The organism is Mesorhizobium sp. 113-3-3 (genome assembly GCF_016756495.1).
In the GTDB taxonomy this organism is placed as follows: Bacteria; Pseudomonadota; Alphaproteobacteria; order Rhizobiales; family Rhizobiaceae; genus Mesorhizobium.
Genome location: NZ_AP023243.1, coordinates 2,034,946 through 2,059,493, shown reverse-complemented (window position 1 = coordinate 2,059,493; position 24,548 = coordinate 2,034,946). Strand labels below are relative to the sequence as shown.

At 63.8% G+C, this 24,548-nt stretch carries 21 protein-coding genes and 1 pseudogene; 15 read left to right on the top strand and 7 right to left on the bottom strand.

Features of this window, described 5'->3' with window-relative positions; all coding sequences use genetic code 11:
- Positions 1-202: 202 nt before the first annotated feature.
- The 14 genes and pseudogenes from JG746_RS10020 (at position 203) to JG746_RS09955 (ending at position 16,198) form a co-directional block, all read left to right on the top strand.
- Positions 203-1,261 carry a LacI family DNA-binding transcriptional regulator gene (locus JG746_RS10020; RefSeq protein ID WP_202357984.1) on the top strand — a complete coding sequence of 353 codons (1,059 nt, stop codon included), beginning with the start codon at positions 203-205 and terminating at the stop codon, positions 1,259-1,261.
- Positions 1,258-2,274 (top strand): Gfo/Idh/MocA family protein, encoded by a 1,017-nt coding sequence (locus JG746_RS10015; protein WP_202357983.1) that lies wholly within the window; start codon positions 1,258-1,260, stop codon positions 2,272-2,274. The genes JG746_RS10020 and JG746_RS10015 overlap by 4 nt, the downstream gene beginning before the upstream one ends.
- Positions 2,271-3,872 (top strand): acyl CoA:acetate/3-ketoacid CoA transferase, encoded by a 1,602-nt coding sequence (locus JG746_RS10010; protein ID WP_202357982.1) that lies wholly within the window; start codon positions 2,271-2,273, stop codon positions 3,870-3,872. The genes JG746_RS10015 and JG746_RS10010 overlap by 4 nt, the downstream gene beginning before the upstream one ends.
- Positions 3,865-4,641 (top strand): enoyl-CoA hydratase/isomerase family protein, encoded by a 777-nt coding sequence (locus JG746_RS10005; RefSeq protein ID WP_202357981.1) that lies wholly within the window; start codon positions 3,865-3,867, stop codon positions 4,639-4,641. Before JG746_RS10010 ends, JG746_RS10005 begins: the two co-directional genes overlap by 8 nt.
- 14 nt (positions 4,642-4,655) lie before the next feature.
- Entirely contained in the window at positions 4,656-6,167 is a 1,512-nt protein-coding gene (locus tag JG746_RS10000; protein ID WP_202357980.1) for an aldehyde dehydrogenase family protein, read from the top strand.
- A gap of 58 nt (positions 6,168-6,225) precedes the next feature.
- Positions 6,226-7,479 (top strand): ABC transporter substrate-binding protein, encoded by a 1,254-nt coding sequence (locus JG746_RS09995; RefSeq protein ID WP_095772584.1) that lies wholly within the window; start codon positions 6,226-6,228, stop codon positions 7,477-7,479.
- A gap of 153 nt (positions 7,480-7,632) precedes the next feature.
- Positions 7,633-8,583: a carbohydrate ABC transporter permease gene (locus JG746_RS09990; RefSeq protein ID WP_095199413.1), complete on the top strand. Its 951-nt coding sequence runs from the start codon at positions 7,633-7,635 to the stop codon at positions 8,581-8,583.
- Entirely contained in the window at positions 8,580-9,524 is a 945-nt protein-coding gene (locus tag JG746_RS09985) for a carbohydrate ABC transporter permease (RefSeq protein WP_202357979.1), read from the top strand. Before JG746_RS09990 ends, JG746_RS09985 begins: the two co-directional genes overlap by 4 nt.
- 20 nt (positions 9,525-9,544) lie before the next feature.
- Entirely contained in the window at positions 9,545-10,660 is a 1,116-nt protein-coding gene (locus tag JG746_RS09980) for an ABC transporter ATP-binding protein (protein WP_202357978.1), read from the top strand.
- Positions 10,661-10,748: 88 nt separating this feature from the next.
- A pseudogene (locus tag JG746_RS09975) lies at positions 10,749-12,162 on the top strand (FAD-dependent oxidoreductase).
- Positions 12,159-12,920 (top strand): 3-ketoacyl-ACP reductase, encoded by a 762-nt coding sequence (locus JG746_RS09970; RefSeq protein WP_202357977.1) that lies wholly within the window; start codon positions 12,159-12,161, stop codon positions 12,918-12,920. Before JG746_RS09975 ends, JG746_RS09970 begins: the two are co-directional and overlap by 4 nt.
- A 12-nt stretch (positions 12,921-12,932) precedes the next feature.
- The gene (locus JG746_RS09965) at positions 12,933-14,561 is read left to right on the top strand and encodes a GMC family oxidoreductase (RefSeq protein WP_202357976.1); all 1,629 of its coding nucleotides are present in this window, start codon (positions 12,933-12,935) and stop codon (positions 14,559-14,561) included.
- Between the two features lie 11 nt (positions 14,562-14,572).
- On the top strand, positions 14,573-14,890 hold the full coding sequence (locus JG746_RS09960; RefSeq protein ID WP_202357975.1) for a Dabb family protein: 318 nt from the start codon (positions 14,573-14,575) through the stop codon (positions 14,888-14,890).
- Between the two features lie 90 nt (positions 14,891-14,980).
- Entirely contained in the window at positions 14,981-16,198 is a 1,218-nt protein-coding gene (locus JG746_RS09955) for an MFS transporter (protein ID WP_202357974.1), read from the top strand.
- A gap of 7 nt (positions 16,199-16,205) precedes the next feature.
- On the opposite strand, the gene JG746_RS09950 is transcribed toward JG746_RS09955, so the two are convergent.
- The 3 genes from JG746_RS09950 to JG746_RS09940 form a co-directional block, all read right to left on the bottom strand.
- On the bottom strand, positions 16,206-17,051 hold the full coding sequence (locus JG746_RS09950) for an EamA family transporter (RefSeq protein WP_202357973.1): 846 nt from the start codon (positions 17,049-17,051) through the stop codon (positions 16,206-16,208).
- 19 nt (positions 17,052-17,070) lie between these two features.
- Positions 17,071-17,967 carry an endonuclease/exonuclease/phosphatase family protein gene (locus JG746_RS09945; protein WP_202357972.1) on the bottom strand — a complete coding sequence of 299 codons (897 nt, stop codon included), beginning with the start codon at positions 17,965-17,967 and terminating at the stop codon, positions 17,071-17,073.
- 109 nt (positions 17,968-18,076) lie between these two features.
- On the bottom strand, positions 18,077-19,630 hold the full coding sequence (locus JG746_RS09940) for a cation:proton antiporter (protein ID WP_202357971.1): 1,554 nt from the start codon (positions 19,628-19,630) through the stop codon (positions 18,077-18,079).
- A gap of 113 nt (positions 19,631-19,743) precedes the next feature.
- Here JG746_RS09940 and JG746_RS09935 point away from each other — a divergent pair, with 113 nt between their 5' ends.
- Positions 19,744-20,370, top strand: a complete 627-nt coding sequence (locus JG746_RS09935; protein WP_202357970.1) for a glutathione S-transferase family protein — start codon at positions 19,744-19,746, stop codon at positions 20,368-20,370.
- Positions 20,371-20,456: 86 nt separating this feature from the next.
- On the opposite strand, the gene JG746_RS09930 is transcribed toward JG746_RS09935, so the two are convergent.
- The 4 genes from JG746_RS09930 to JG746_RS09915 all read right to left on the bottom strand — a co-directional run bounded on the left by JG746_RS09930 (position 20,457) and on the right by JG746_RS09915 (position 24,413).
- A complete protein-coding gene (locus JG746_RS09930; RefSeq protein ID WP_027056719.1) occupies positions 20,457-21,521 on the bottom strand; it encodes an ABC transporter ATP-binding protein in 1,065 nt (354 codons plus the stop codon).
- Positions 21,522-21,537: 16 nt separating this feature from the next.
- Complete coding sequence (locus JG746_RS09925; RefSeq protein ID WP_202352760.1) at positions 21,538-22,329, bottom strand: ABC transporter permease; 792 nt, start codon at positions 22,327-22,329, stop codon at positions 21,538-21,540.
- Positions 22,326-23,240 carry an ABC transporter permease gene (locus JG746_RS09920; protein ID WP_096449999.1) on the bottom strand — a complete coding sequence of 305 codons (915 nt, stop codon included), beginning with the start codon at positions 23,238-23,240 and terminating at the stop codon, positions 22,326-22,328. The genes JG746_RS09925 and JG746_RS09920 overlap by 4 nt, the downstream gene beginning before the upstream one ends.
- Positions 23,241-23,306: 66 nt before the next feature.
- A complete protein-coding gene (locus JG746_RS09915; protein ID WP_096450001.1) occupies positions 23,307-24,413 on the bottom strand; it encodes an ABC transporter substrate-binding protein in 1,107 nt (368 codons plus the stop codon).
- Positions 24,414-24,548: the final 135 nt, after the last annotated feature.

The window sequence follows — 24,548 nt, the reverse complement described above, 5'->3', positions numbered from 1 at the left end:
AATAAATCAAGAACCTTTAAGATTCGAAGCGAACATGAGCGCAAATGTTGCGTTGCAACACGGAAGGCCTTGCCGATTAGGACATGTGAGTACACACAATCGGTTTTTCTGGCTGCAAAAAAATCGCGGTTGACTCGAGATTGAACCAGTGATTAGAACGTTCCAATAAATTCGATTGAGAAAACGGGGAGGACGCATCGAGATGGCCAGCCGGGCCAAGGCCACGATATTCGACATTGCCCGCGAGGCGGGCGTGTCCAAATCGACGGTATCGCTCGTGCTCCAGGGCAGCGGGCTGATCCGGCCTGAAACCGCGATCAAGGTGCGCAAGGCGATCGAGGATGTCGGCTATGTCTACAACCGCGGCGCCGCCAACCTGCGCAAGGCCCACTCAAACGTCATCGGCATGGTCATCAACGACCTCACCAATCCGTTCTTCGCCGAACTGGCGGTCGGCATGGAACGCGTCTTCCAGTCGGCCGGCATCGTGCCCTTCATCGCCAACACGGCGGAGAATCCGGTGCGCCAGGAAGAGGTGCTGAAGTCGCTGATGGAACAGGGCGTCGCCGGTCTCATCGTGTCCCCGGCGCGCGGCACCACGCCAGGGGCGTTCCGGCGGCTGGAGTTGGCGGGCGTACCGGTGGTCTTCGCCATGCGCCGGCTGCCTGAAAGCCGCATCCCGGTGATCGCGCCTGACAATCATCGTGGCGCCTATCTTGCTGCCGCTCACCTGATCGCAAAAGGGCATCGCCGGCTCGCCTTCTTCGGCGGCACTTCGGATCTGGTGGTCTATCAGGAACGGCTGGGCGGTTTTCGCGAAGCTTGCGAGACGCTGGGCATCGCTGCCCGCGACGTGCTGGTCGTCGAGGGCGAAACCAACCGCAGAGGCGGCCTCGCCTGCCTGGAAACCGCCCTTACAATGGCTGAGCCGCCGACCGCGGCCCTCTGCTTCAACGATGCCGTCGCCTTCGGCGTGATGCTGGCATTGCGCAAGCGTCGGCTTGAGCCGGGACCGGATTTCGCCGTCGTCGGCTTCGACGACGTGGTCGAGGCCGAACACTACATGCCGGCGCTCACCAGCGTCGCGGTGGACACAGCCGGCCTCGGCGAGCGCGCCGCCCACGTCATGCTCAAGCTGATCCAGTCGCGCACCACGCGCGCCGAAGACCATATCGGCGCGGTCAATCTCGTGGTCAGGGAAAGCTGCGGTCCAGATCTCCGTACGCGAAACAGGCCTGTGGGAACGGGAGGCGCCCCGTGAGTGTCAAATGGGGGCTGATCGGCGCCAGCACGATCGCCGGGCAATTCATGATCGATGCCATCCGCGCGCAAGAGGATGGCGAGGTCGCGGCGGTGATGAGTTCCAACCCGGAACGCGCCACGGCCTATGCCAGGGAAAACGGCATTCCGCTCGCCGTGTCGGCCCTGGATGTCTTGCTGACGTCCGACATAGACGCGGTCTACATCTCCACCACCAACGAACTGCATCTCGAACAGGCGCTGGCCGCCATCGCGGCGGGAAAGCATGTGCTGTGCGAGAAGCCGCTGGCGCTGACCAGCGCCGATGCGCGCAAGATGGTCGCGGCCGCCAGGGCGGCCGGCATCGCGCTCGGCACCAACCACCATCTGCGCAATGCCGGCGCGCATCGCGCCATGCGTGACGCCATCGCGACCGGGCGCATCGGCAAGCCGATCGCCGCGCGCGTTTTCCATTCCGTCTATCTGCCGGAGAATCTGCAGGGCTGGCGCATTACCCGGCCGGAAGCGGGCGGTGGTGTGGTGCTCGATATCACCGTGCACGACGCCGACACGCTGCGCTTTGTGCTTGGCGACGATCCGGTCGAGGTCTCGGCCTTCACGCAAGCCGCCGGCATGGCCGGCCGCGGTCTGGAAGACGGCGCCATGTGCATCTGGCGTTTCAAGTCGGGCCTCATCGCCCAGTCGCATGAAGGCTTCACCACCAAGTTCGCTGGCACCGGCTTCGAGGTGCATGGCTCGGAAGGCTCGCTGATCGCCAGCAATGTGATGACCCAGAAGCCGGACGGCTCGGTGCTGTTGCGCACGGACAAGGGCGATGAGCAATTGAGCTTCGACCGCGAGAATCTCTACGTCAGGTCCGTGCGCCAGTTCCACGCCGCGATCCTGGGCAACGGCCAGCCTGCCGCCACCGGCGAGGACGGCATCTGGTCGCTGGCATCAGCCGAGGCGGCATTGCAATCGGCAAGCTCCGGCAAGGCCATCAAGATCGACCCGAAACTCGGGAGCATGAAGTGAGCAAGGTCGTTTCAGCGGGACAGGCAGCCAGCCTGATCAAGGACGGCATGACGGTATCCGTGTCGTCGTCGAGCGGCCTCGGCTGTCCGGACACCGTGCTTGCCGCCATCGGCGAGCGCTTCGATGCCGAGGGCAATCCAAAAAACATCACCACGCTGCATCCGATTGCCGCCGGCGACATGTACGGCATCAAGGGCATCGATCATCTGGCCAAGCCCGGCCTCTTGAAGCGTACTTTGTGCGGCTCCTATCCGTCCGGCCCCTCCTCGTCAGAGCCGCCGCAGATCTGGAAGATGATCGGCGACAATTCGGTTGCCGCCTACAATGTGCCGTCTGGCATCCTGTTCGACATGCATCGCGAGGCCGCAGCCAAACGACCGGGCGTGCTGACCAAGGTCGGCCTCGACACCTTCGCCGACCCGCGCCACCAGGGCTGCGCCATGAACGCGGCGGCCAGCGAGCCGATCGTGTCGGTGCAGCAGTTCGACGGCGAGGAATGGCTCTATTTCCGCTCGATCGTGCCCAACATTTCGATCATCCGCGCCACCACGGCCGACGAGCGCGGCAACCTTACCTATGAGCATGAAGGCGCCTATCTCGGCGGCCTCGAACAGGCGCTCGCCGCCCGCAACAATGGCGGCATCGTCATCGCGCAGGTCAAGCGCATCGTCGAGAACGGCACGCTGAAGCCGCATGATGTGCGCGTGCCCGGCGTGCTGGTCGACCATATCGTTGTCGCGCCCGACCAGTTGCAGACGACGCTGACGCCTTACGACCCGGCGATTTCGGGCGAGATCTTCCGGCCGCTGTCGACCTTCCGCAATGCCGAGATGAACGTCCAGAAGGTGATCGCCCGGCGCGTCGCCATGGAGCTTCGTGACGGCATGGCCGTCAATATCGGCTTCGGCATCTCGGCCAACGTTCCGCGCATCCTTCTGGAAGAGGGCCAGCACGGCAAGGTCACCTGGGTGATCGAGCAGGGTGCGGTCGGCGGCGTGCCGCTGCTCGACTTCAAATTCGGCTGTGCGTCCAACGCCGAGGCGATCATGCCCTCGCCGCACCAGTTCATCTATTTCCAGGCCGGCGGCTTCGACGCCTCGCTGCTGTCTTTCCTGCAGATCGACCGCCACGGCTCGGTCAACGTGTCGAAACTGTCGGCGCGGCCGCATGTCACCGCCGGCGCCGGCGGATTCGTCGACATCACCGCGCGGGCAAAGAAGATCGTCTTCTCCGGCTTCTTCAATGCCGGCGCCAAGCTTTCGCTGGCCGATGGCGGCATCCGCATCGACCAGGAGGGCAAGGTCAAGAAGGTGGTCAGCGAGGTCGAACACATCTCCTTCTCCGGCAAGCGCGCGGTCGCGCAGGGGCAGGACATCACCTATGTCACCGAACGCTGCGTGATGAAGCTGACGCCGGATGGGCTGATGGTCACCGAGTTGGCGCCGGGCATCGACCTCGAGCGCGATGTCTTGGCGCAGGCCGAGATGCCGCTCGGCGTCGCCAACGACCTCAAGGTGACGCCGGAAGCGCTCTATCAGGACCGGCCGATCGGCCTGTCGCTTAATGGCGGCGCCACGCTCGGAGGCGCGCATGGCTGAGCGCCTCGTCACCTTCGAAAGGGATGGCGCTATCGGCGTCGTCACGCTCCGCCGCCCGGAAAAGTTCAACGCCCTGGACATTCCGATGCTGCGTACGCTGGAAGCCGCGCTTGACGAGGCGGAAATGGCCGAGGGCGTCCGCATCGTGCTCTTGCGCGGCGAAGGCAAGGGCTTTTGCGCTGGTGGCGACGTTGAAGCCTGGGCGCAGATGAGCGCCGCCGATTTCCAGGTGCAATGGGTGCGCTACGGCCACCGCGTCTTTGACCGGCTGGCCAGACTCCGGCAACCGACCATCGCCGTGCTGTCCGGCCATGCGCTGGGCGGCGGGCTGGAGCTGGCGGTCGCCTGTGATTTCCGCGTCGCCGAGGCGCATGTGAAACTGGGCTTCCCCGAAACCTCGATCGGCGTCGTGCCCGGCTGGTCCGGCACGCAGCGCGCCGTGCGCCGCTTCGGCGCGCAGACCGTGCGGCGCATGGCGCTGGGCGGCGAGGTTTTCCTGGCGGCCGATGCGCTGGCTTTGGGAATCGTCGACCGCGTCGTCGACACCGACAGGGCGTTCGGCGAGGCCAAGGCCTGGGCCGAAAAAATCGCCGAGCGCGGTCCGCTGGCGACGGAAGCGGCCAAGCTGATGATCGCGGTCGCCGAAGGCGAGGAAAGTGCCGCCGCCACCGAAGCACTGGCCAGCGGCTTCATCGCACTCACCGGCGACCTCAAGGCTGGCGTCGATGCCTTCAAGACCAGGCAGAAGCCGGCATTTTCAAGAAGCTAGAGAAAACAATCCTGATGAACGCACCTCTCAACATCGCCATGCCCGCCGAAGCGTCAGCCGCGCCAAAGACCTATCGGCTGCTGATCGACGGCAAGCATGTCGATGCCCGCGACGGCCACACATTAGAGCGCAAGAGCCCCGGCCACGGCTTCACCGTTTCGCTTTATGCGCAGGCCGGCCAAGCTGAAGTGGAAGCGGCCGTGCAGGCTGCGCACAAAGCGTTCGAGACCGGGCCATGGCCGCGCATGAAAGCCTCGGAACGCGCCGCGATCCTCTTCAGGGCGGCCGCCCTGATCGAGACGCGGCTGGAAGACATTGCCCGGCTCGACGCGCTGGAATCCGGCAAGCCGATCGCCCAGGCACGCGGCGAGATCGGCGGCGCCGTCGATATCTGGCGCTATGCCGCCTCGCTCGCCCGCACGCTGCATGGCGAGAGCTATGCCAATCTCGGCGATGCCATGCTGGGCGTGGTCGTTCGCGAGCCGATCGGCGTCGTCTCGATCATCACGCCATGGAATTTCCCGTTCCTGATCGTCAGCCAGAAACTGCCTTTCGCGCTCGCCGCCGGCTGCACGGCGGTGGTCAAGCCGAGCGAAATGACCTCGGCCTCGACCTTCGTTCTCGGCGACATCTTGATGGAGGCCGGCCTTCCTGCCGGCGTCGTCAACATCCTCGCCGGTCTGGGAGCCGATGTCGGCGCGCCTATGGTCAGCCATCCCCTGGTCGAGATGGTATCCTTCACCGGCTCCACGCGCGTCGGCAAGATGACCATGGCCTCCGCCGCGCAGTCGCTGAAGAAAGTCTCGATGGAACTCGGCGGCAAGAACGGCCAGATTGTCTTCCCCGATGCCGACCTCGAAGCCGCCGCCGACGCGGCGGTGTTCGGCGGCTTCTTCAACGCCGGCGAATGCTGCAATGCCGGCAGCCGGCTGATCGTGCACGAGGCGATCGCCGACGATTTTCTCGGCGCCGTCAAGGCACTCACCGCCAAAGTGAAGGTCGGCGACCCGCTCGACGATCAAACCAAGGTCGGCGCGATGATCTCATCGGACCATCTGGCCAAGGTGACGGGTTACGTGGCGGCAGCGGCGGGCGAAGGCAGCAATGTCTTCAGCGGCGGCAAGCAATTGGCCTCCAACGCCGGCCAATATCTCGACCCCACCATCATGCGTGGCGTCACCGAGGACATGGCCATCGCACGCGAGGAAGTCTTCGGACCGGTGCTCTCCGTGCTGACTTTTGAATCGATTGAAAAGGCGTTGCACATCGCCAACAACACGCCCTATGGTCTGTCTGCGGGCGTGTGGAGCGCCAGCATCGACACGTGCATGTCGGTGGCGCGTGGGGTGCGTTCGGGGACGGTTTGGGTGAACACATTCATGGAAGGTTATCCCGAGCTGCCTTTCGGAGGCTACAAGCAGTCCGGTCTCGGACGCGAACTCGGGAAACGCGCGGTAGAGGACTATACCGAGGAAAAGACAATCCAGTTTCATCGCGGCCAGCGCACCGGATGGTGGGTCGGCTGAGTTGGGAAGAACCCGGTGGGCTTCCACCGGTCGTGTAATGCAACAAGGGAGGAAGTACATGTTGCGCAAACTGCTTATCGGAACGGCTCTTGCGACGAGCTTTGCCTTCTCGGCGCATGCCGCGGACGTCAAGGAAGTGCAGATGCTGCATTGGTGGACGTCGGGCGGTGAAGCGGCTGCCCTCAACGTGCTGAAGGGTGATCTGGCCAAGGAAGGCTATGCCTGGAAGGACGTGCCGGTGGCCGGCGGCGGCGGTGACGCAGCCATGACCGCGCTGAAGGCGATGGTCGCGGCCGGCAATTACCCGACCGCCTCGCAGATGCTCGGCTACACCGTGCTCGACTATGCCGCTGCCGGCGTGATGGGCGACCTGACCGAGACGGCGAAGAAGGAAGGCTGGGACAAGTCGGTTCCGGCGGCCCTGCAGAAGTTCTCGGTCTATGAAGGCAAGTGGGTCGCGGCTCCGGTCAACGTCCACTCGGTCAACTGGCTGTGGATCAACAAGGCCGTCATGGACAAGATCGGCGGCACCGAGCCGAAGACCTTCGACGACTTCGTCGCCCTGCTCGACAAGGCCAAGGCGGCAGGCGTGATCCCGCTCGCTCTCGGCGGCCAGAACTGGCAGGAAGCCACCATGTTCGATTCGGTCGTGCTGTCGACCGGTGGACCTGAGTTCTACAAGAAGGCCTTCAACGACCTCGACGACGCTTCGCTCAAGTCGGACACGATGAAGAAGTCGTTCGACAATTTGGCCAAGCTCGTCACCTATGTCGACCCGAACTTCTCGGGCCGCGACTGGAACCTTGCCACCGCCATGGTCATCAAGGGCGACGCCCTGGTGCAGGTCATGGGCGACTGGGCCAAGGGCGAGTTCCACGCCGCCAAGAAGACCCCGGGCACGGACTTCCTGTGCTATCGCTTCCCGGGCACCGACGGCTCCGTGATCTACAACTCCGACATGTTCGGCATGTTCAACGTTCCGGACGACCGCAAGGCCGCCCAGGTCGCGCTGGCCACCGCCACTCTGTCGAAGAGCTTCCAGTCGGCCTTCAACGTCGTCAAGGGCTCGGTTCCGGCCCGTACCGACGTTCCGGACACCGACTTCGACGCTTGCGGCAAGAAGGGCATCGCCGACCTGAAGGCGGCCAATGAAGGCGGCACGCTGTTCGGCTCGCTGGCCCAGGGCTATGGCGCGCCTCCGGCGGTCGCCAATGCCTACAAGGACGTCGTCTCGAAGTTCGTCCATGGTCAGATCAAGACCTCGGACGAGGCCGTGACCGAACTGGTCAAGGCGATCGACGACGCCAAGTAAGCGCAACACCTGAAGACGCCTTCCCCGCTTCGGCGGGGAAGGTTTCATCTCAACGATTGGCCGGCTCGACACCATGCCGACCGAAGACCCGTATGCACGGGCCGCCTTGCCGCCTGACGGCAGAGCACGGACGACCCGAAACGGGAGGAGCTCATGAGCACGGTAGCAACAAGCCAGATCAAGCTGACGCCGGAGCGGTCGCGCCCCTCTGTGCGCTCGCGCCTGCAGGACGCCTTGCCGAAGATCGTGCTGGCGCCGAGCTTCGCCATCACCATCGTCTTCGTCTACGGCTTCATCCTGTGGACCATCTATCTGTCCTTCACTAATTCCAAGACCTTCCCGTCCTATGTCATCACCGGTTCGCGCGCCTATCAGCGGCTGTGGGGCTGGACCTTCGACACCGACCCGCCATCGAGCTGGTACACGTCGATCACCAATATGGGCATTTTCGGCTTTCTCTACATCCTGATCTGCCTGGCGCTCGGCCTGTTCCTGGCCATCCTGCTCGACCAGAAGATCCGCGGCGAAGGCGTGCTGAGGCCGATCTATCTCTACCCGATGGCGCTGTCCTTCATCGTCACCGGCGTCGCCTGGAAATGGTTCCTCGATCCCGGTCTCGGCCTCGAGCAGACGCTGCATCAATGGGGCTGGACGAGCTTCCATTTCGACTGGATCAAGAACAAGGATTTCGTCATCTACACGGTGGTCATCGCCGGCGTCTGGCAGGCCTCCGGCTTCATCATGGCGATGTTCCTGGCCGGCCTGCGCGGCATTGACGGCGAGATCATGAAGGCGGCGCAGATCGACGGCGCCACCACCTTCCAGCTCTACCGCCGCATCGTCATCCCGCTGCTGCGGCCAATCTTCCTGTCGGCCTTCATTGTGCTCGCGCACCTCGCCATCAAGTCGTACGATCTGGTTGTGGCGCTGACCTCAGGCGGCCCCGGCGGCTCGGCCTGGCTGCCGTCCAACTTCATGTACGAATACACCTTCAAGCGCAACGAGATGGCCGTCGGTTCGGCCAGTGCGGTGATCATGCTGATGACCATCGTCGCCATCATCGTGCCCTATCTCTATTCGGAACTCAGGGAGAAGCCGCGATGAGCGCCGTCGCCACCCCTGCCCGCCAGGCCACAGGCGGCATCAACACCAAGATCGTCAACCGCATCGTCATCTATGGGCTCCTGGCGCTGTTCGCGCTGTTCTACCTGATGCCGCTCTTCGTCATGCTGGTCACCTCGTTCAAGACCATGGACGAGATCCAGAACGGCAACATGCTGGCGCTGCCCAAGGCGCCGACCTTCGACCCGTGGCTGAAGGCCTGGGGCGAGACCTGCGTCGGCCTCACCTGCGCCGGCATCAAGGGCTATTTCTGGAACTCGATCAAGATGGTGGTTCCCGCCGTGCTGATCTCGACAATGCTCGGCGCGCTCAACGGCTACGTGCTGACCAAATGGCGTTTCCGCGGCGCGACGCTGGTCTTCGGCCTGATGCTGTTTGCTTGCTTCATTCCGTTCCAGTCGGTGCTTTTGCCGATGGCGACGATTCTCGGCAGTCTCGGACGTTTCGGCGTGTCGCTGCAGAACTCGGTCGGCACCAGCTTCGGTCTCGGCAACCCGACGGTCAATCTGGTCTTCGTCCACGTCGTCTACGGCATCGGCTTCACCACCTTGTTCTTCCGCAACTATTACGAGGCGTTCCCGAACGAGCTGATCAAGGCCGCGCAGGTCGATGGCGCCTCCTTCTTCCAGATCTTCCGCCGCATCATGCTGCCGAACTCGATGCCGATCTTCGTCGTCACCGTGATCTACCAGTTCACCAACATCTGGAACGACTTCCTGTTCGCGTCCGCCTATGCCGGCACCGGCGACGCCATGCCGATGACGGTGGCGCTCAACAACGTCGTCAACACCTCGACCGGCGTCGTCGAATACAACGTCAACATGGCGGCCGCGATGATCGCGGCTCTGCCCACCCTGATCGTCTATGTCGTCGCCGGCCGCTATTTCGTGCGCGGGCTGATGGCGGGCGCGGTCAAAGGCTGACCAATTCAGAAGGAACGACCATGGCTTTTCTGGAAATTGATGGGCTGAAGAAGCGCTTCGGGAATGTTGAGATCCTGAAGGGCATCGATGTCGAGCTCGAAAAAGGCGGCTTCCTGGTGCTGGTCGGCCCGTCCGGCTGCGGCAAGTCCACACTGCTCAACACCATCGCCGGCCTGGAGCAGATCACCGAGGGCGAGATCCGCGTCGACGGCCGCGCCATCAACGATCTGCATCCGTCCAAGCGCGACATCGCCATGGTGTTCCAGAGCTATGCGCTCTATCCGAACATGACGGTGGCCGGGAACATCTCGTTTGGCATGGAGATGCGCGGCGTCCCGGCCGACGAGCGCCAGAAGGCGATCGACAAGGTGGCGAAGGTCCTCCAGATCGGTCATCTCCTGCAACGCAAGCCGAGCCAGCTCTCCGGCGGCCAACGCCAGCGCGTCGCCATGGGCCGGGCGCTGGTGCGCGACCCCAAGCTGTTCCTGTTCGACGAGCCGCTCTCCAACCTCGACGCCAAGCTGCGCGTCGACATGCGCATCGAGATCAAGCGCCTGCACGCCACCACAGGCACCACCATTGTCTACGTCACCCACGACCAGATCGAGGCGATGACGCTGGCGACCAAGATCGCGGTCATGCGCGACGGCGAGGTGCAGCAGTTCGGTACCCCGGCCGAGATCTACAACAACCCCACCAATTTGTTCGTCGCCGACTTCATGGGCTCGCCGGCCATGAACCTGATCCCGGCGACCATCGCCACCTCGGGCAATGCGCTGTCCGTCGTGCTGCAACGCGAGGCGCGCGAACCGATCACGCTGCCGATGGCCAATGCGCCGGCGGGTCTCTCGGCATTCCAGGGCAAACAGATCATCTTCGGCGTGCGGCCGGAAGCGCTGACCGATCCGGAGGGCGCCGAGCGCAATGCCTCCAACATCGCCACCGCCGACCTGCACATCGAAGTCGTCGAGCCGGCGGGCTCGGACACCTTTGCGGTGACCAATCTCGGCGGCAAGGGCGTGGTGGCGCGGCTGCGCGCCGACGCCAACATCCAGCCGGGCACCAGCACGCCGCTCGCCTTCAACCTGACCAAGGCGGTGTTCTTCGATCCGGCGACCGAAAACCGCATCCGCTGATGTATGTCGCCCAAAAGTGGACTCGGTTTTGGGGCAACGACATGCATCAAAACAAAAACCTGAAGCGCGTCAGGACGCGATTTAGGCCATGACAAATCCGGACATCGTCATCATCGGCTCCGGCATTGGCGGCGCCACGATCGCCTCCGGTCTGGCCGGCAGCGGCGCCTCGATCCTGATGCTGGAGCGCGGCGAGCCTTTGCCGGCAACCCCGCATGCCCGCGACACACGACGGTGGCAATTCCAAATTCTACGGCGCGGTGCTGATCCGCTACCGCAAGGAAGATTTCTCCGCGATGGAGCACTTTGGCGGCGTCTCGCCGGCCTGGCCGTTTTCCTATGAAGAGTTCGAGCCCTGGTATTCCCAAGCCGAGCAGCTGTTTCGCGTGCGCGGCGCGCTGGGCGAGGACCCGACCGAACCGTTCCACTCGATCCCTTACGCCTTCAAGCCTGTACCCGACGAAGCGCCGATCGCCCGCGCCCGCGCTGAGCTCAAAGGCCTCGGCCTGCACCCGGCCTCGCTGCCGCTCGGCGTCGACATCGACACCTGGCTCAGGGAAGGCCGGACCGGCTGGGACGCCTTTCCCAACACCGGCCAGGGCAAGATGGACGCCCAGACAGCGCCGCTGGCGGCGGCGCTCAAGGATGGCAACATCCGCCTCGAGACCGGCTGCCACGTCGAGTATCTCGAGGCGGCGCCCGACGGCAAAAACATCGCCGCGATCCACTACCGGCAGAATGGCGAGGCGAAGAAAGTGTCGCCAAAACTGGTCATCCTGTCCGCCGGCGCGGTCAATTCCGCCGTCATCCTGCTGCGCTCGCCTTCGTCCGATGGCAAGGGCCTCGCCAACCGCTCCGACCAGGTCGGGCGCAATTTCATGAACCACAATTCCAGCGCCATGCTGGCCATCGACCCGCGCCGCAGGAACGATGCCGTCTACCAGAAGACGCTGATGTTGAACGACTATTATCTCACGGACGGCAAGGGCGGCAAGCCGCTCGGCAATGTCCAGCTGCTCGGCAAGATCGACGGCAACATGCTCAAGGCCAATGTGAAGACGATGCCGAAATTCGCGCTGGATTACATGGCCGGACATGCCGTCGACTGGTACCTGATGTGCGAGGACCTGCCCGATCCCGAAAGCCGCATCATGGTCGACGGCAAGGACATCGTCATGCAGTGGCGGCGCTCCAACATGCAATCGCTGGACGGGCTGACCAAGGTGATGCGCGAAAACTTCCGCGCCTGCGGTTATCCCATCGTGCTGTCTCGTCCCTTCGACAAGCGCACGCCCTCGCACCAGTGCGGCACGGTGAAAATGGGCGACGATCCGGCAACCTCCCCGCTCGATCCCTTCTGCCGCGCCTTCGACCACCAGAACCTGTTCGTCGTCGATGCCAGTTTTTTGCCGAACTCGGCTGCGGTCAACCCGGCCCTGTCTATCGCCGCTCAGGCGTTGCGGGTGGCGGACCACATCCGCAAGGTGGAGCTTGCCGCATGACCCGCCCCGCGGCCATCGTCACCGGCGCCGCGCGCGGCATCGGGCTGGCCTGCGCCGAGGCGCTGGCCGATGCCGGCTTCGACATTCTGGTCGCCGACCTCGCGGAGAAGCACGACGATAGCGTCGCCTCCAATATTGCCGCACGCGGCGCGAAGTTTGCCTACGCCCGATGCGACATCGCCGATCTCGCCAACCACGCCCCACTTGTCGATGCCGCCATGCGCGCCTTCGGCCGCATCGACTGCCTCGTCAACAATGCCGGCGTCGGCGCGGTGGTGCGTGGTGATCTTCTGGAGCTGAAGCCGGAGAATTTCGACCGCACGCTTGATATCAACCTGCGCGGCACCGTGTTCCTCAGCCAGGCCGTCGCCAAGGCAATGCTGGCCACACCCGGCGGCCACGCAAGATCGATCATCACCATTACCTCGATCAGCGCCGAGATGGCCTCACCGGAACGCTCCGACTACTGCATCTCCAAGGCCGGGCTTTCCATGTGGGTGAAGAACCTGGCGCTCAGGCTCGCCTCCGAAAACATCGGCGTCTTCGAGGTCCGGCCGGGCATCATCCGCACCGACATGACGGCAGGCGTGACCGCCAAATACGATGCCTTGATCGATGGCGGCCTGGTGCCGGCCAAACGCTGGGGCGAAGCCTCGGACATCGGTGCGGTCGTGGCGACGCTTGCCGCCGGCAAGCTCGGCTTTTCGACCGGCTCTATCATCAATGTCGACGGCGCGCTTTCCGTGCCGCGGCTGTAAGTGGATGAGACAATGACCGACTACATCATCGTGGGCGCCGGTCCGGCCGGCTGCGTTCTGGCCAACCGGCTGAGCGAGGATCCCTCGAATTCCGTGCTACTGCTCGAAGCCGGCGGCAAGGACTGGCACCCCTACATCCATATGCCGGCGGGCTTCGCCAAGATGACTAGGGGTATTGCGTCCTGGGGCTGGTCGACCGTCCCGCAGAAAAACATGAAGGACCGCGTCTTCTGGTACACGCAGGCCAAGGTCGTCGGCGGCGGCTCCTCCATCAACGCCCAGATCTACACGCGCGGCAATGCGCGCGACTACGACGCCTGGGAGAAGGAAGAGGGGCTGACCGGCTGGGGCTACCGCGACGTGCTGCCCTATTTCAAACGCGCCGAGAACAACCAGCGCTACGCCAACGATTTTCACGGCGACCAGGGTCCGCTCGGCGTGTCGAACCCGATCTCGCCGCTGCCGATCTGCGAGGCCTATTTCCGCGCCGGACAGGAGATGGGCATTCCCTTCAATCCGGACTTCAACGGCGCTGCCCAGGAAGGTGTCGGCTACTACCAGCTGACGCAGAAGGACGCCCGGCGCTCCTCCGCCTCGGTTGCCTATCTCAAGCCGATCCGCGCCCGCAAGAACCTGACGGTCAAGACCGACGTGCTGGTGACCCGCATCGTCGTCGAGAAGGGCCGCGCTGTCGGCGTTGAAATCGTCGACCGGCCGGGCGGCGAAAAGAAAATCCTGCGTGCCGAGCGCGAGGTGATCGTCTCGTCCGGCGCCATCGGCTCGCCGAAGCTGTTGATGCAGTCGGGCATCGGCCCGGCCGATCATCTGAAGTCGGTGGGGGTCACACCCATTCACGACCTGCCCGGCGTCGGCTCCAACATGCAGGACCATCTCGACCTGTTCGTCATCGCCGAATGCACCGGCGACCACACCTACGACAATTATGCCAAGCTGCACCGCACGGCCTGGGCCGGCCTGCAATACCTGCTGCTGAAGAAAGGGCCGGTGGCCTCCAGCCTGTTCGAGACCGGCGGCTTCTGGTACGCCGACCCGACCGCCGCCTCGCCCGACATCCAGTTCCATCTTGGCCTGGGATCCGGCATCGAGGCCGGCGTCGAGAAGCTGAAAAACCCCGGCGTCACCTTGAATTCGGCCTTCCTGCGGCCGCGCTCGCGCGGCACGGTGCGGCTGAAGAGCGCCGACCCGGCCGACCACCCGCTGATCGATCCCAACTACTGGTCCGATCCCTATGACCGCGCCATGTCGATCAAGGGATTGCGGCTGGCGCGTGAGATCATGCGGCAGAAGGCGCTTGCCCCCTACGTGCTGCGCGAGGTGCTGCCCGGCCCGACCCTCGCCAGCGATGACGAGTTGTTCGACTACGCCTGCCGCAGCTCAAAGACCGACCATCATCCTGTCGGCACCTGTCGCATGGGCCATGACGACATGGCCGTGGTGACGCCGGATTTGCGGTTGCGCGGCATCGAAGGCCTGCGCGTCTGCGACGCCTCGGTAATGCCGCGCGTGCCCTCCTCCAACACCAATGCACCGACCATCATGGTCGGCGAAAAGGGTGCCGACCTGATCCTCGGCCGCGAGCCGCTGCCGCCGGCGGTGTTTTCCGGCAACCGAGCCGCTTGAAGGGAAAGAAAATGATCAGGCACTGTGTCTTCGTCAGGTTTCGTAGCGACGCCCCCGACAGCGAGCGCGCGGCGATCCATGCCGACCTCGAAGCGCTGCGGCAGGTGATCGACGGCATGGATGCCGTCCACTTCAGCGCCAATGTCAGCCCGGAACCCTTCGCGCGCGGCTTTGGCCATGGCTTCACCATCGATTTCCGCGATGCCGCCGCGCGCGACGCCTATCTGGTCCATGAAGCCCATCAGCGAGCCGGCGCCCGCCTGGTCGCCGCGCTCGAAGGCGGCACGGATGGACTGATAGTCTTCGATCTCGACCTTACGAAAAAGTGACCGGCGGTTCTTCGAAAGCCGGCTGATCGCTGTTCTCTTTTGCGAGCAGGGCGACATATCGTTCCTTTGGGGGCACCAAAGGAGGACGCCTTGAATCTCACTGCCGAGCAGAAGAAAACCGTTCTGGCCTCATTCCTGGGCTGGACGCTCGATGCTTTTGATTTCTTCCTTCTGACGTTCCTGCTCACCGATATTGCGAGTGAATTCCACACTGATGTCCCGGCGGTCTCGAAGGCACTGTTCCTGACCTTGGCGACGCGCTTCATCGGCGCGTTTTTCTTTGGCATGCTCGCCGACAAATATGGGCGCAAGCCCATTCTGATGCTCAACATCGTCAGCTATTCGGTGATCGGCGCGCTCGCCGCCTTCTCGCCCAATCTCGGCATTTTCCTCGCCTTGCGCGCGCTGTTCGGCATCGCCATGGGCGGCGAATGGGGCCTTGGCAGTTCGCTCGCCATGGAATCCGTTCCACCGAGCGCCCGCGGCTTCGTCTCCGGCATCCTGCAATGCGGTTATCCGGCCGGTTACCTCTTGGCGGCGGTGGTCTATGGCCTGCTCTACCAGCAGACGATCGGCGGCTACACGATCGGCTGGCGCGCCATGTTCCTGCTCTCCTTCGTGCCGGCGCTGATCGTGCTGTTCATCCGCTCGCATGTGCCGGAATCGCCGGCCTTCGTCGAGGCGCAGAAGTCCGTCAAGCCGGGGCTCCTGGAAACGCTGCAGAAGCACTGGGGCGTGGCGCTCTATGCCGTCGTGCTGATGATGTTCTTCAACTTCTTCAGCCACGGCACGCAGGATCTCTACCCGACCTTCCTGAAGAAGCAGCACGGCTTCGATCCACACACGGTGAGCTGGATCACCATCGTCGCCAATCTCGGCGCCATCGTCGGCGGCCTGGCCTTCGGCGCGCTGTCGGAGAAGATCGGCCGCGTCAACGCCATCACCCTCGCCTGCCTGATCGCGTTGCCGTCGATCCCGCTCTGGGCCTACTCGACCACGCCCTTCATGCTGGCCATCGGCGCCTTCGTCATGCAGGTCGCGGTCCAGGGCGCCTGGGGCGTCATCCCTGTGCACCTGAATGAACTCTCGCCCGGCTCGGTGCGGGCAACCTTACCCGGCTTCATCTATCAGGCCGGCAATCTCGCGGCGTCCTATGGCGGTCCGTATCAGGCCGGAATCGCCGAAAGCGCCGGAGGCAGCTACGGCTACGCGCTGGCGCTCTTCGCCGGCGTGGTCGCCGTCTGCATCATCGTCGTCATCCGCTTCAGTCCGGAACGGCGCGGCCAGGTGATGACCGTTCTGGGCTGAGCGCAGCCTAACCCAGCCGGAGCGCGATGACCCCGGCGACGATGCTGAGCGCGGCGGCGCCGCGCCAGCCCGTCATCTTCTCGCCGAGCGCGTAGACCGAGATCAGCATGGCGAACAGGATCGAGGTCTCGCGCAGCGACGCCACCGAGGCGATCGGCGCCTTGGTCATCGCCCACATCACGATCCAGTAGGCCGCCCCGCTGAGCACGCCGGTGAACAGCCCGGTCTTCCAGTCGCGCGCCAGCACGGGAAGCGCCTTGGGCCCGCGGACGGCGAGGCACAGCACCAGCGCGCCAAAGGCATCGCAGATGAACAGCCATGCGGCATAGCTCTGCGCCGTTGCCGCCAGCCGTGCGCCGCTGCCGTCGGACAGCGTATAGCTGGCGATGAAGACAGATGTGCCGAAGGCAAAGCCAACGGCGCGCAGGTTGAGCTTCTCCAGATGCGCGCCGCCGCGAAACGACATCACCAGCGTGCCGGCCGACAAAAGCAGGATGCCGACTATGGCAAGCGGCGCCGGCACTTCGGCGACGACGAACATGCCGCCAATCGCCGCCAGCAAGGGTGCGGTGCCGCGCGCCAGCGGATAGGTCTGGGCAAAATCGCCGGCCTGGTAGGCGCCGATCAGGAAGGTGCGGTAGCCCATATGGAAAATGACGGAGGCGATGATGTAGGGCCAGACCTCGGCCTTCGGGACCTCGACGAAAGGCAGCACCACGAGCGCGGCGGCGCCCATGCCCAATGTCATCAGCGTGATCGACAGGAAGCGGTCGAGATGGATTTTGACCAACGCGTTCCAGATCGCGTGCATGGCGGCCGCGGCAAGCACCGCGAAGAAGACGAAAAGCGTCATTGCGGGTCTATCGACCTCCCTAGCCGAGCGGCGTCTCGAGATCGATGTCGATCCGGACCGGGAAATGGTCGGACGCCACTTCGCCTATATCTGATGCGACCGAGCGCACCCGCCCCGCGAACATCCCGCCGACGAAACAGTGGTCGAGCCGGCGCTTTGCCAGCCTGCCGTCGATGATCTTCTCATGCGTGTGGAAGTCGTCGGCCGGTTCGATCGCCACGGCGGCGGCATCGACGAAGCCGTCGAGATAGGCGGCACCCCGATGATAGGGTGTGCTGCCGACGATGCGGCGGTATTCGGCGCTGCCCGGCTCCATGTTGAAATCGCCCATCCAGATCGCCGCAAGCGGGTTTTCCGGCTCGGTCTCGCCGCTGGTCCAGTTGCGCGAGGGCTCGTCGTCGATGCCGCTCCATGGCCCGCCTTCGGACGGCGCCCGGCGGTGTTCGGCCAGCAGATAGTCGATCTGCTCCAGCCGCTCCTCGGCGGCGATATGGGCAAGATGCAGCGACAGCACCCGCACCGGGCCGGCCTGCGTGCGGATCATGCATTCGAGGGCGGCGTTGCGCGTGTTGAGCGGCCTGAGCGTGCGGCGCATCGGCAGTGCATGGAGCCGCGACCAAACGATCGGCAGCTTCGACAGAACCATGGTACCGAACTGCCGGCGCCGGCTGATCAGGCGGCCGTCCCGCAGCTCGCTGGCATCCATGTCGAAGGCCGGGCCGTAGACCCAGTGATACCCGGGCAGCAGGCGCGACAGCAGTTCCGGCTGGTCGTCGAAATGGCTGCGCTGCCAGTGCCGCTCCACCTCCTGCAAGGCAATGATGTCGGCGCCGTCAACGATGCGCACCACGCGCGAAAGATCGTAACGGCCGTCGCTGCCGAACCCGTACTGGATGTTGTAGCTGACCAGCTTCATTGCTTATCCGGCTCACCTTCGGTGATGGCAGTAGCGGCTCGAGTGATTGAGTGCAATGTGCAGGGGAACGGCAGCGGCTTGTGCCAGAAGCCTCCCCCTGCACGACCTTCTAATCCGTCGTCAATGGCTGGAACCGGCCCGCCGGCGACGCCGCCAGTTCCGCCCAGTCGATCTCTTCCTCCAGCCGGTGATAGGCTTCATCGCCGATCGTGCCGTTGCTGCGCAATTCCTCCAGCGTATCGCGTTGGCGGTTGATGGCGTAGAGGCGCAGCCGGTCGTATTCGGTTGCCGCCTGTGCGTCCTCCGGATTTTCCGCAATCACGCGCTGCGCCTCGTACTGCTCGCGCACGACAGCCGCCGCGGCCGAGGTCTTGCGGCTCAGCACGTCGAGTGCCGCCTGCATGACGGCGACGCGCGCCTGGGCCACCTCATTGTCGACCGTTCTGTCCGGATCGAAGTCGAGTATCCGCAGCAGAGGCTTCAGCGTCATTCCCTGCAGCACCAGCGTGCCCAGAACCACCGCGAAGGCGGCAAGCACGATCGGGTCACGCCCGGGAAAGCCGGCCGGCAGGGCAATGGCCACCACCAGCGTCACCAGCCCGCGCATGCCGCACCAGCCGACCAGCACGGCGCCGCCAAATGTCGGCAAGTCCCGCTTTCTGTCTTTGCTGCCGAAACGGGCAAACCACCGGATGATCGCGACATAGCTCGCCACCCAGACAAGGCGTGCCACGATGACGACAACCAGCACCGTTGCGGCAAAGAGAAAGGCTTCGCCCTGCCCTTCGCCGGAAAGCCGGCCGACGATCGACCGTGCCTGCAGGCCCATCAGCACGAAGGCGAGCACGTTGAGAACGAACACCGCCGATTCCCAGACCGAATAGGTGCTGACGCGGCGTCTGGCCGACATCCGGCGCGGCGCCCTGCGCGCAATGGTGATGGCGTAGACGACGATGGTGATGATGGCGGAAAGGCCGAGCTTGTCGGCCAGGATCCACACGCCGAACGTGCCGGCGAACTGCACCACGGTGCTGCTTGCCGCATCCTCGATACGGGTGAGCGTCAAGAGCGAGAAGCGGCCAAGCACATAGCCGGCGATCAGGCTGCCGATCGTCGACAGCAGGATCGTCGGAATGGCGTTGCTCAGCATGATCGAGCCGACTGCCGCCGAGACCGCCAGCCGGTAGATCAACAGCGCGGTGGCATCGTTGAGCAGGCTTTCGCCCTGCAGGATGGCGGTGATGCGGTGCGGTACCTTGAACTGCCCCAGAACGGCGGACGCCGCCACCGCATCCGGCGGCGCGACGATGGCGCCGAGCGCGATTGCCGCTGCGATGGGCAGGCCGGCCATCTTCCAGCCGACGAAGGCGACGACGACAGTGGTGAAGACAACGGCGCCAAGTGCCAGCAGCAACAGCGACAGCCGGTAGCGTTTCAGGTCGCGCAGCGACGTGTCATAGGCGGCATCGAGAAGCACCGGCGCGATGAACAGCGCAAGCGCCAGTTCCGGATCGATCTCGATCATCGGCGCGCCAGGCACGAAGGCGATGCCGACCCCGGCCAGGGCCAGCAGGGACGGATAGGGTATCTCCAGCCGCCGCGACAGCGCGGTCAGCGCGACAGCCGTCAAAAGCAGGACAAGGGTGAGTTCAAAAAGGGCCATGGGCGGTTACTTCAGTAAGGCGGGGATATGCATGCAGGATGCGGTGGATTGGCCATCAAACTCAAGCCCTCTGGCCGTAGGCGACCAACAGTCTCTTGCCGTACAAGACCGGCATGATCCTCATTGGCCAATACGACTCGCCTTTCGTGCGCCGCGTCGGCATCGCACTGACCTTATATGGCATATCCTTCGAGCACCGTCCGTGGTCCGCCTTCGGCGATGCCGATGAGATTCGGCCCTACAATCCGCTGACGCGGGTGCCGACATTGGTGCTGGACAACGGCGAGGTGCTTATCGAAAGCCATTTGATGCTCGATTATCTGGACGGTCTTGTTCCGGCTGATCACAGGATGTTCCCGGTGAGCGAACCGGCCCGCCATCAGGCGCTGAAAGTGTCGGCCTTGGCCACCGGGCTCGGCGACAAGGCGGTCAGCCTGTTTTACGAGAAACGGCTGCATGAGAAGGTCTCCGATGCCTGGGCCAGCCGCTGCCGCACGCAGATCGAGACCGTGCTCGCCGCGCTGGAAACCGAACGGGCCGGCCGGTCGACACCTTACTGGTTCGGCGAGCGCATCGGTCATGCCGACATCGCGGTTGCCGCCGTGCTGCGTTTCATTGGCGAGGCGCATCCTGGCCTCGTTTCGCTGGCTGACTTCCCGGCGCTCGGCTCGCACGCCGAGCGAATGGAGGCCCTGGCGGTCTTCCAGGAGATTTCACAGCCGTTCATCGCACCGGCTTGAGGTACCCACTTTTTTGGGACAAGCTCCGGGGTGTGCTGAGATTCAGGTCGGGCCGCAGGCCGGTATCACCTGAATATCGGCACAGCCTAGTGCAGGACCAGCATATCGTCCGATGAGAACGAAATCTCGGCCTTCTCGCCGACGGCGGGCGGCGGCGTGGCCGGGCTGTTGAACGTGTCGAGCGACACCGTGTTGCCGCCGATGCCGACGCGAACGCGGATCACCGAGCCGAGGAAATGCACTTCGGAGATCTCCCCGGACAGGCTGGAATCGCGACCGGGCTGACGGCCGAGCGAAATGGCTTCCGGCCGCAGCGCCAGCGACAGCGTGTCGCCGGACTTGGATCCGTTGAGCTTGCCCTTCAGCGAGACCTGTTCGGAATTGACCCGCACCGTGCCAGCCGCCGCGTCGGTGACGGTGCCTTCCAGCACATTCAATGTGCCGACGAAGTTGGCGACGAATTTGGTCGCCGGCCGGTTGTAGATCTCGAACGGCGTGCCGACCTGCTCGGCCTTGCCGCCATACATGACGGCGATACGGTCGGAGATCGACAGCGCCTCTTCCTGGTCGTGGGTGACGAAGATGGTGGTGATGCCGAGCTTCTTCTGAATGGACCGGATTTCTTCACGCAGCGAGACACGCACCTTGGCATCCAGCGCCGAGAGCGGCTCGTCGAGCAGAAGCAGCTTCGGCTTCGGCGCGATGGCGCGCGCCAGCGCGATACGCTGCTGCTGGCCGCCGGAAAGCTGGTAGGGATAGCGATCCGCCATCTGCGGCAGCTTGATGATGCCCAGCATCTCGGCGACACGGGCATCGATATCCGCCCGGGGCATGCCGGCGACCTTCAGGCCGAAACCGATGTTCTGCGCCACGGTCAGGTTCGGAAACAGCGCATACGCCTGGAACACCATCCCGACATTGCGCTGATTGGGCTTCAGCCTCGTAATGTCCTTGCCGCCAACGACGATCTTGCCGGCGCTCGGCTCCTCGAAGCCCGCGACCATGCGCAGCACCGTTGTCTTGCCGCAGCCGGACGGTCCGAGGAAAGAGACGAATTCACCACGTTCAACGTCGAGGTTGAAATCCTCCACCACCGTGGTGGCGCCGAAGGATTTTCGAACGTGCTGGATGGAGAGGAACGGGTCGGCCATGGTGTTGTTCTTTCGATCAGTTCGGGCGGTTCGCCGATTTCGGCGCGAAGCGAGACAGGATCTGGATCAGCGACATGCAACCCCAGGTTATGGCGAAGGCAATGATTGCAAGCGCTGCCGGTTCATAGGCGCGGTTGGCGCCGATGTTCTGCAGATACGGGCCGAAGGCCGGCCGGTTGAGCAGGCTTGCCATAGTGAATTCACCGATGACAATCGCGAAGGTCAGGAACGCACCCGACAACACCGCGATCAACACGTTGGGCAGGATAACACGGGTGACGATCGTCCCCCAGCCGGCGCCGAGAATCTGCGCCGCTTCCGTCAGCGTGCGCACGTCGATGGTGCGAAGTCCTGTATCCACCGCGCGGTACATATAGGGCAACGACAGTGTGGCATAGCCGATAACCAACAAGGCATTGGTGCCCGTGTCGGTCGCCAGGAACGGCAACGGCGAATTCGAGCCATACATTCTGATGTATCCGAAGACGATGACGATGGCCGGGATGACCAGCGGCAGCAAGGTGATGAACTCGACGATGGGGCGCAGCTGCGGCAGCCGCAGCCGGATCCAGTAGGCTGCGGGCACCACGATCAGCACGCCGAGAATGATGGTGAAAACGGCGGCAAGCACCGAATAGCCGAAGGTCGCCTGGAAGCGTGCGTCGCCCAGCACGACCTTATAGGCGTCAAAGGAGTAGACACCGCGCCGCATGCGCATGGAGAACTCCACCGTCGCGATCAGCGGAATGAAGAAATAGGCCGCGCCCAGCGCGAAGACGACCCAGGCCCAGAACCTGCCAGCCTTCATTTGAGCCACCTCTCAGAACGGGTGCGGAACCAGATGTAGAAGACATTGGCAAGACCGGTGATGACGATCATGCCGAAGGCTATGGCATAGCCGAGATGGGCATTGTGCAGCACGTCGCCACGGATCTGGGCATAGAGCAGGATCGGCACGATGTTGAGCGACGAGCCGGTCAGCGCATAGGCGGTGGCGATGGCGCCGAAGGCATTGGCGAACAACAGGATCACGGTGCCGAGGAAGCTCGGCCAAATCACCGGGATGACCACCATGCGCCAATACTGGGACATGGTCGCACCCAGCGTTGCGGCGGCCTCGCCCCACTCCTTCTTCAGCCCGTCGATGGCCGGCACGATGATGACCACCATCAGCGGAATCTGGAAGTAGACATAGGTCAGCGTCAGTCCCCAGAACGACAGGATGTTGAAGCCATGCGCGTAGATGTTGAGACCGAACAGCGTGTTCAGAATCACTGTCGCAAGGCCGAGCCGGCCGAGTGTGGCAAGGAAGGCGAAGGCCAGCGGCACGCCGGCAAAATTCGAGGCGACGCCGGAAAACGTCAGGGTCGCCGAGCGTATCCAGTCTGGCAGGCCGCCACGCACGATGGCAATGGCAATCGCCAGACCCGCAAAGGCGCCAATCAGCGATGAAGCAAGGCTGACCTTGATCGAAATCAAGTAGGCGGCAACGATCGACGGCTGCGCCAATGCAACTATGTTTTCGAGTGTGAATTCACCAGCATCGTTCTGGAATGCGCCCAGCATCAGATAGAGCGTGGGCAGGATCAGGAACATTATGGCGAAGATGAAGAAGGGCGCGACACCGAGCCACTGGGTCGGCAGCCTCATGCTGCGCGCCTCGGCGGGAGGCGCGGTCTTCCCGGAAACAGCGTGGTCGGACATTGAGATATCGGTCATGCGCCGGCTACCGTCTTCGAGAGAAAGAACCGGGCGGCCGTGAAGCCGCCCGGTGGATCTCAACTGTTACTTGACGTTGGCGCCGACAACGGCGTCCCAGTTCTTGGTGATGGCTTCCTTGGCCTTGCCCTGCTCGTCAAGCGTCGGGAACACCGCGGCCGCATAGGACTCAGCCGGCGGCAGCTTGGCCAGCACGTCCGCAGGGATCTTGCCGTTCTTGGCGAGATCGTTGAAACGGATCGGGTGGCAATAGCCCTTCAGCCAGGCGATCTGGCCTTCGTCGGAATAAAGGTATTCCAGCCAGAGCTTGGCCGCATTGGGATGCGGTGCGTAGGCACTGATCGCCTGCACGTAGACACCGGCGACGACACCGGTCTTCGGCACGACGACGTCGACGGGCGGGTTGCCCTTCAGCGTGTCGCGGCCGGCGAGCGCGTTGTAGTCCCAGGTGACCAGGATCGGGGTCTGGCCCTGGGCCAGCGTCGCGGCCTTACCGATGACCGGCACGAAATTGCCGGCGGCGTTGAGCTTCTTGAAGAAGTCGAGGCCAGCGGTGCCGGCGGCTTCACCAGCAGCCGCACCCGTCGACAAGCCAGCGGCATACACCGCCTGGATGGCCTGGTTCGAGGCGCGCGGATCACCGGCAAGAGCAACCGAGTTGGCGAATTCCGGCTTCAGGAGATCTGCCCAGTCCGTCGGCGACGTCTTCACCAGGTCCTTGTTCACCTGGAAGGAAAGCACGCCGTAGTAGTCGCCCGTCCAGAAGCCGTCTGCATCCTTGGCGCTGTCGGGGATCGAGTCCCAGGTCGATACCTTGTAGGCCTGGATCAGACCGTCCTTCTTGGCGGACGGACCGAAGGACAGGCCGACGTCGATAACGTCGGGCGCCTGCGGGCCCTTGTTGTCCTTGTTGGCCTTGATCGCCTCGACCTCGTCGCCGGAACCGGCATCGGGGTTGAGTTCGTTGATGGTGATTTCGGGATACTTCGCCTTGAAGCCGGCGATGACGTCGCCGTAACCGCACCAGTCGTGCGGCAGGGCGATGGTGGTGAGCTGGCCCTCGGCCTTCGCGGCCTTGACGAGATCGTCCAGCGAAGCCGCGGACGAAATCACCGACGACACCATAAGGGTCGCGGCCGAAAGGGAAAGCACCTTCCCCGTGAATTTGAACATGTGTTCTCTCCGTTGAACTGACGCCGTTGGACGCCTGCGATGCGGTATCGTTTTCATGTGACAGCCAGATGAAAGCTTTATGAAACCGGCTGCTCGCAGTGCGAAAAGTAAACTCTTTTTAACCGGTTGTAGCAA